This is a genomic window from Yoonia sp. (assembly GCF_036770585.1).
GTDB lineage: Bacteria > Pseudomonadota > Alphaproteobacteria > Rhodobacterales > Rhodobacteraceae > Yoonia.
On record NZ_DAIPIW010000033.1, the window covers coordinates 20,097 to 27,212 of the forward strand.

General features: G+C 61.1%; 8 protein-coding genes. 4 read left to right on the forward strand and 4 right to left on the reverse strand.

Annotated elements, in window-relative coordinates:
- Positions 1-43 precede the first annotated feature (43 nt).
- Positions 44-1,186 (forward strand): alkane 1-monooxygenase, encoded by a 1,143-nt coding sequence (locus V7N12_RS07915; RefSeq protein WP_333713871.1) that lies wholly within the window; start codon positions 44-46, stop codon positions 1,184-1,186.
- 86 nt (positions 1,187-1,272) lie between these two features.
- Complete coding sequence (locus V7N12_RS07920; RefSeq protein ID WP_333713873.1) at positions 1,273-2,196, forward strand: MBL fold metallo-hydrolase; 924 nt, start codon at positions 1,273-1,275, stop codon at positions 2,194-2,196.
- 121 nt (positions 2,197-2,317) lie between these two features.
- On the opposite strand, the gene V7N12_RS07925 is transcribed toward V7N12_RS07920, so the two are convergent.
- The 3 genes from V7N12_RS07925 to V7N12_RS07935 form a co-directional block, all read right to left on the reverse strand.
- Entirely contained in the window at positions 2,318-3,427 is a 1,110-nt protein-coding gene (locus tag V7N12_RS07925) for a site-specific DNA-methyltransferase (RefSeq protein ID WP_333713875.1), read from the reverse strand.
- An 88-nt stretch (positions 3,428-3,515) separates the two neighbouring features.
- Positions 3,516-4,148: a ribonuclease HII gene (locus V7N12_RS07930; protein ID WP_333713876.1), complete on the reverse strand. Its 633-nt coding sequence runs from the start codon at positions 4,146-4,148 to the stop codon at positions 3,516-3,518.
- A 177-nt stretch (positions 4,149-4,325) separates the two neighbouring features.
- A complete protein-coding gene (locus V7N12_RS07935; protein ID WP_333713877.1) occupies positions 4,326-4,796 on the reverse strand; it encodes a hypothetical protein in 471 nt (156 codons plus the stop codon).
- Between the two features lie 158 nt (positions 4,797-4,954).
- On the opposite strand from V7N12_RS07935, the gene V7N12_RS07940 reads away from it, so the two are divergent.
- Together V7N12_RS07940 and V7N12_RS07945 are read left to right on the forward strand one after the other, a co-directional pair.
- Complete coding sequence (locus tag V7N12_RS07940; RefSeq protein ID WP_333713878.1) at positions 4,955-5,236, forward strand: hypothetical protein; 282 nt, start codon at positions 4,955-4,957, stop codon at positions 5,234-5,236.
- Entirely contained in the window at positions 5,193-5,912 is a 720-nt protein-coding gene (locus tag V7N12_RS07945) for a winged helix-turn-helix domain-containing protein (RefSeq protein WP_333713879.1), read from the forward strand. The genes V7N12_RS07940 and V7N12_RS07945 overlap by 44 nt, the downstream gene beginning before the upstream one ends.
- Here V7N12_RS07945 and V7N12_RS07950 read toward each other — a convergent pair whose 3' ends face one another.
- The gene (locus tag V7N12_RS07950; RefSeq protein WP_333713881.1) at positions 5,913-6,935 is read right to left on the reverse strand and encodes a LacI family DNA-binding transcriptional regulator; all 1,023 of its coding nucleotides are present in this window, start codon (positions 6,933-6,935) and stop codon (positions 5,913-5,915) included. It abuts the gene before it with no gap.
- Positions 6,936-7,116 lie beyond the last annotated feature (181 nt).

Sequence of the window (7,116 nt, forward strand, 5' to 3'; positions counted from 1 at the left end):
TGCCGCCTCTGATATTCTGATCGCATCACAACGGAGGCACCCCATGACCGCAATCCCCGGCACCCCGAAAATCGCGCGGCTCAGCGCGGCGCTGCCATTCTGGATGTCGCTGGGGATGATCCCGCTGGCCGTTTTCGTGGCCACGAGGGGCGGCTGGACGATCCTGCTTTTGCCTTTGTCGACCTGGTACCTTTTCACGGTGCTTGACTACTTTGTCGGCAAGAACACCGACAACCCCGATACGGAAACCCCCGATACCCAGCTTTTCTGGTATCGCCTGATCACGCTGGTCTGGCCGCCGCTTCAGATCGCGACCATCTTCGGGATTCTGGCCTATGTCGCGGGATCGGATCACCTCAACCGGTTCGAGGAATGGGCACTTTTCGCGGCACTGGGGATCCTGTCGGGCACCATCGGCATCGTCTATGCGCATGAGCTGATGCACCAAAGCCCGCGGGTGGAAAGGTGGCTGGGCGATATCCTGATGACGTCCGTGCTTTACGGCCACTTCCGGTCCGAGCATCTGCTGGTCCACCACCGCTATGTGGGCACCCCGCGCGATCCCGTGACCGCGCGTTATGGCGAGAATTTCTACCGCTATTTCCTGCGGGTCCTGACGACGCAGCCGCCCTCCGCCTTCAGCGCGGAAAAGGCCATGCTCGCCCGCAAGAACCTGCCCTGGCATCACCCAAGCAATCCGTTCTGGCGCTATCTGGGGCTGCAACTGGGGTTTTTGCTCGTCGCTGCAATGATCGGCGGCTGGTGGGGGGTCTTCCTTTTCGGGACGCAGGCCTTCTGGGCGATCTTCCAGCTTGAATTGGTCAACTATGTCGAACACTACGGGTTGACCCGCAAACACCTTGGCGAGGGCAAGTATGAACATGTCAAACCGCGCCATTCGTGGAACGCGACGCAGCAGGCCTCGAACTGGCTGCTGATCAATCTGCAAAGGCATTCGGACCATCACTACAAGCCGAACCGGCGGTTTCCACTTTTGCAGACCTACGATGACGACGAGGCACCGCAACTGCCGCATGGTTATCCCGTCATGACCATGGCCGCGCTGGTGCCGACGTTATGGGCCAGGATCATGAACCCGCGCGTCAAGGCATGGCGCGCGAAATACTATCCCGAGATCACCGACTGGACGCCCTACAAGACCGCCAGCAACCCGATGCCGCGCTAGACATCACGGCATTGTGTGTGACGTGACGTCAGACAGGTCTATGACCCTCTCCATCGCGACGACATGTTCAATTTGATGGAGGACCCATGACGACCCTCACACGCCGCACCCTTCTGAAAGCGGGCGTTGCCCTGCCAGCCGTTGGCCTGACCGCAGGCGCTGCCCATGCCGAAGCCCCGATGATGGGCGCAAGCTTTGCCCAGCACCGCCGTTTCATGATCGGTGACTTCGAAGTCACCACGATCCTTGGCGGCACCACCCCGCGCGAACAGCCGCAGGGCATCTTCGGGATGAATGTCTCGCCCGAGGAATTCGCCGAGGTCAGCGAGGCCAACTTCCTCTCGACCGAGGTGTCGCAGTTCTTCTTCACCCCGACCGTGGTGAATACCGGGTCCGAGCTGGTCCTGTTCGATACCGGCCTGAACGCCGCTGCCACGACCGCCGCACTGGCCAGCGCGGGTTACAGCCCCGACCAGATCGACATCGTCGTCCTGACCCATATGCACGGCGACCACATCGGCGGGCTGATGAACGAAGGCGCGCCGACCTTTGCCAATGCCCGCTATGTGACCGGTCAGGCCGAGTTCGATTTCTGGGCCGCCGCCGGCAACGAGGGCTTTGACATGAACGTCCGCCCGCTGGCCGAGCAGATGACCTTTATCGGTGACATGGACGATGTCGTTTCGGGCATAACCGGCATGGCCGCCTTCGGTCACTCGCCCGGCCACATGGTCTATCGTCTTGATAGCGCGGGCGCGGGTCTGATGATCTTTGCCGACCTTGCGAACCACCCTGTCTGGTCGCTGGCGCGCCCCGATTGGGAGGTGCGCTTTGACGCCGACAAGGAAGCCGCGGCCGCAAGCCGCCGCAACGTGCTGGGCATGATCGCCGCGGACCGTATCCCTGCCATCGGCTACCACATGCCGTTCCCCGCGCTGGGCTATGTGGCGCCCGGTTCGGATGGGGCCGAGTTCCGCTGGGTGCCCGAAGCGGGCCAGTTGATGGGCTAATCCCAGACAAAAAAAGCCCCACCATCAGACATGATGGTGGGGTTGAAGTGAGTGCTTACGGAACGCCCCCACCTTGGAAACGCTGACCGCAGGCACCGGCGGTATCAGTTTTGGTGAAGTCCTAGTGCTTCGCCATCTCGGAACGGACCTGCTGGCGCAGCAGATCGATGGGTATCTTCTGCCCGTCACGCTTGAACTGCCAATAGGTCCAGCCGTTACAGCTTGGCGCGCCTTCCAGATATGCGCCGACCTGATGGATCGATCCCTTGATGTCATCCCCGATCAGCGTGCCGTCCGCGCGCACCTTGGCCTTGTGGCGACCGTTCATGCTCCACAGCTCTTCGCCGGGGCGCAGCAGGCCACGTTCCACCAGAACACCGAAGGCCACGCGCGGCTCGGCACGTTTGGAGGTCGAAACCGCAAGGGATTCCGTATCGAATTTGCGGGTATTCGCGATGCGCTTTTCGGCAACCTTGCGGTAGGCCGCCTCGCGCTCGATCCCGATGAACTCGCGGCCCAGCATCTTGGCGACTGCACCGGTGGTGCCCGTCCCGAAGAAGGGATCAAGGATCACATCGCCGGGATTGGTCGTCGCCACCAGCACGCGGTGCAGCAATGACTGCGGCTTTTGCGTCGGATGGGCCTTGTCGCCGTTGTCGTCCTTCAGACGTTCATGCCCCGTGCAGATCGGCAGCACCCAGTCGGATCGCATCTGCACACCTTCATTCAGGGCTTTCAGCGCCTCGTAGTTGAAGGTGTATTTGCTGGCCTCCTCTTTCGAGGCCCAGATCAGCGTTTCATGGGCATTCGTCAGGCGCTTGCCGCGGAAGTTCGGCATCGGGTTCGACTTGCGCCAGACCACGTCATTGAGGATCCAGAACCCCTGATTCTGCAGCTCGGCACCCATGCGGAAGATGTTGTGATAGCTGCCGATGACCCAGATCGCGCCGTTGGGTTTCAGCAGGCGGCGGGCGGCTGCCAGCCACGCCTTGGTGAACTGGTCATAGGCCTTGAAGCTGTCGAACTGGTCCCATGCATCATCGACCGCATCCACCTTGGAATTGTCGGGGCGGTGCAGATCACCCTTCAGTTGCAGATTGTAAGGGGGATCGGCGAAGATCAGGTCTACAGACCCCGCCGGCAGGCTGTTCATCACGGCGATGCAGTCGCCATCAAGGATCGTATTCAGCGGCAGCGCGGACGCGCCCTGCGTTTTCGTTTTGATCGTCATAACTTGCCTCTAAGCCCGGCGGGTGACCCGCTCTTTTGCTGTCTCCAATGTGATTCAGAGGCGATTCGCTGTCAAAAACTTTATTGAATCAATCACTTACGATTTTGCCTTGATACAAGATATTGTGGATCGGCTTGAACGAACGTCTATGATGTGGGCTGACACCAAACTCTAGAAGGCCCAATTTATGCTGGGCTGTGGGATATCCCGCGTTCTTGTCCCAGCCGTAGCAAGGGTACTGTTGCGCGAGCGCCACCATGTGTCTGTCACGCCACAGCTTCGCCACGACAGAGGCCGCTGCAATCGAGACCGAACGCCCGTCGCCCTTCACAATCGTCTCGGACGAAACCGTCAGACCGCGCGGTGTCATGTTGCCGTCGATCAGGACATGATCCGGCGCAGAGCGCAGCCCGTTGATCGCCCTGACCATCGCCATATGCGAGGCGCGCAGGATGTTGTGTGCGTCGATCTCTTCCACCGTCGCGGCGGCGATCGAGACTTCGGCAACCTCCATCAACTGATCGAACAGGGCCTCGCGCCGCTTGGCGGTCAGTTTCTTGCTGTCGTTCAAACCGGCAGGGATGCGCGCAGGGTCCAGCACCACCGCCGCCGCAACCACCGGTCCGGCAAGGGGTCCGCGACCCACCTCGTCCACACCGGCGACACGCAGCAGGCCGCGTTCACGGGCGATGGTCTCGAAACTGAAATCGGGGGCAGACATGGGATCAGTCACCAGATGCGCGGGCGAAGGGCAAGAAAAAAGGGGCAGAGAGCCATGTCCAATCTCTCTGCCCCTCACCGGGCGGGGATGTGTGCGCACCGCTCGACGCGGTTCTTGCATCACCCGACCCGAGGTGGCGCGGCAACTGGGGCGAGCAGCCGCGCAAGGAGAGGCGCCTTAGTGGCGTCTGTTTGTCCGGTAACCCTGCTCGCGCAGGCAAAGCGGATCGTATCCGCTGCGTGGGCCGTCATGCGTATAGATCCGCACCTCGCAGCGTTCAGGCAGGCTGGCGGAAAAGCGGTAGTTCCGTTCCAGACAGCGCTCGCCGAAAAGGCGCAGATCGCCATAGCGGGTGCGCAGGGTTTGCAGGCACTGATGGGGCAGGATCAAACGCCGGTCGTCACGCCGACTGTCAGGGCGCGAACGCGGCTGGTTCAGGTCTGCCCAACTGCCCCTGTCCTGACGCACGACCGGTATATCCTCGCGGCGCTGGTTGTTCTCGATGGCGGCACCCACCACCCCGACAGCAAGCAGCCCCAGCAAAAGCTTGCCCACATCCTCGCGGTCCAATCCGTTGGCTTGGGCCGGCAGCGCGCTTGCCAGTGTCAGCGAGAAGGCCATCACACCTGCAACAAGGGATTTCATCATGATCGTTCCTTTCGGTTCGCATTGCCTTTCGCGGCGATGAACCGAAATTGGGGCGACCATGACCTGCCAAACAATAACGAGGGATGGTTATGCGATTGCAGGCGCGATAACATGCAGCGTTATTGACTATCAGCGAACGCGGCTATGATTGTGTGGGTATGAAACAGCTTTCTTTCTCATTCCTGCTTTTGCTGCTTGGTGCCACGACGGCGCAGGCGGCATGCTATGCAGACTACAAGGCCAAACAGGACAATCCGCTGCGGCTGCACTACGGTGTGGTCGAGGTGCGCGGTGACTGTTCGGTCGCGTCGGCTGAACGGCAGCTTCGGGATGCGCTTGCCAGCGCTGGCTGGCAGCTTCTCCAGGTCGAGGGCATCTTTGACGATGCCGGTCTGGATGAAAGAAAGGACGACGCAGGTGAATACTTCCTCCGCTTCTGAGGCCCGCGAAATCGGAAACAGGATCGTCGTCGCGGGTATCGCGGCGATTGTGGCCATTCTGGCGCTGACCGCCGTTCTGCTGTTCATCAACCTGCCGGATGCAAACGCCTTCAACGCGCGGGTCGAACGGCTGTTCATCGAGAACGACAACCTGACCAGCAACGCCGAGATCAAATTGCTCGAGATTCTGGCAGGGTCCGGGACGGCGTTTTCGGACACGCTGGCCTCTTACCGTTTCGTCATCTTCGTCCTGCTGGTCTTCGCCACCGCGCTGCTGATCGCCGCCGTGGCCTTTCTTGTCATGCTGATCGCCCTCAACCGCCGCATGGGCCGGATCGAGCGGCAGGGGATCGAGGTGAATTCACTGACCATCAGCCGCGACCAGAAGGCGGTTTACCTCAACGACTTCGAGTTCAAGCTGACCGATGCCGCCATCGAGACGCTGTCGGTGCTGGCAGAGGCGCGGATGGATGACGAGGTTTTGACAGGCGCCGAGATCGAGGCAGTGATTTCCGGCCGCGATGCTTCGGATTGTGACGAGGCGGCCGGGGCGACGCGCATCAAGCGCCTGCGCGACACCTTGGGCAATCAGATGATGAGCGAACTCTTGGTCAAGAACATCGCGCGCAAGGGCTATGTGCTTGCCATCGACAAGGACGTGATCCGGATGATCTGATCAACGGCGCAGGGTGTCGCCCGGTTCCAGCTTCGGCTCCAGCACCACAAGCCGCCCCTCGGGCACCGCGTCGCCCTTGTTCAGGGATGCCACGATCTGTGCGGCCTTGACGCCGATCTCGCGGCGGCAGGCATCCATGGTGGCCAGCCTGCGGGGCAGCCCTTCAAGCAATTCGACCCCGTTGAACCCCGCGATCCCGATCTGGTTAGGGATGTCGATCCCCGTTTCCAGAAGATAGAGCATCCCGCCCGCGCCGATCATGTCATTCGAATAGTAAAGGAAATCGAGATCCGGTGTCCGTTCGATCATCTTGGCGGTCATCTCGCGGCCCTTGGCCAAGGCGGAACCACCCGAATAGAATTCCTGATCCGCGATCTCGATCCCGGCCTTGGCCAGCGTGCGGGTGAAACCTTCGAACCGTTTGCGGGCACGGTGGTCCAGCGGCATCTTGGTGCCCATGAACCCGATCCGCTTGTATCCTGCGGCGATGATCTCTTCCGCCATCTTGCGGCCCGCGCGGCGATGCGAGATGCCGACGCAGTGATCGATCGGCTCGCCATCGGCATCCATGATCTCGACCACCGGAATACCCGCCTGCCGCAGCATCGCCTGCGACGCCTCGGAATGTTCCAGACCGGCGATGATGACGCCCGAGGGGCGCCACGACAGCATTTCGAAAAGGACCTTCTCTTCCTTCTCGGGCAAATAGTCGGTGACACCGACAACCGGCTGAAGATCGGTCCCGTCCAGCGCATCCGAGATGCCCGACAGGACCTCGGGGAACACCATGTTGCCCAATGAGGGGATGATGACGGCCACCAGATTGACCCGCTGCGAGGCAAGCGCACCCGCGATCTTGTTCGGCACATACCCAAGCCGCTTCGCGGCATCCTGCACTTTCTGGCGTGTCGCGATGCTGACATCGCCCTTGTTGCGCAGAACGCGGCTGACGGTCATTTCGCTGACACCCGATGCTTCAGAGACATCGCGAAGGGTCAGCGGGCGTTTGGGAATGTTCGTCAAAGGGTTGGTTCCAGCACTCGTTTTGCAATTCTTACCCCCTCGGATCGGCAAAAGCCAGCGGCTGTGGTCGTTGACCCCAGAGGCAAAGGCAGGCATTGAAAGCCAGCGTGACCCCGTGGCTCAATAGGATAGAGCAGCCCCCTCCTAAGGGGCAGGTTGCAGGTTCGAATCCTGCCGGGGT

Coding starts and splice junctions, on each gene's coding strand:
- V7N12_RS07940 (WP_333713878.1), top strand. CDS start 4,955: ATGAAACAGCTTTCTTTCTCATTCCTGCTTTTGCTGCTTGGTGCCACG.
- V7N12_RS07935 (WP_333713877.1), bottom strand. CDS start 4,796: ATGATGAAATCCCTTGTTGCAGGTGTGATGGCCTTCTCGCTGACACTG.
- V7N12_RS07945 (WP_333713879.1), top strand. CDS start 5,193: ATGAAAGAAAGGACGACGCAGGTGAATACTTCCTCCGCTTCTGAGGCC.
- V7N12_RS07915 (WP_333713871.1), top strand. CDS start 44: ATGACCGCAATCCCCGGCACCCCGAAAATCGCGCGGCTCAGCGCGGCG.
- V7N12_RS07920 (WP_333713873.1), top strand. CDS start 1,273: ATGACGACCCTCACACGCCGCACCCTTCTGAAAGCGGGCGTTGCCCTG.
- V7N12_RS07925 (WP_333713875.1), bottom strand. CDS start 3,427: ATGACGATCAAAACGAAAACGCAGGGCGCGTCCGCGCTGCCGCTGAAT.
- V7N12_RS07930 (WP_333713876.1), bottom strand. CDS start 4,148: ATGTCTGCCCCCGATTTCAGTTTCGAGACCATCGCCCGTGAACGCGGC.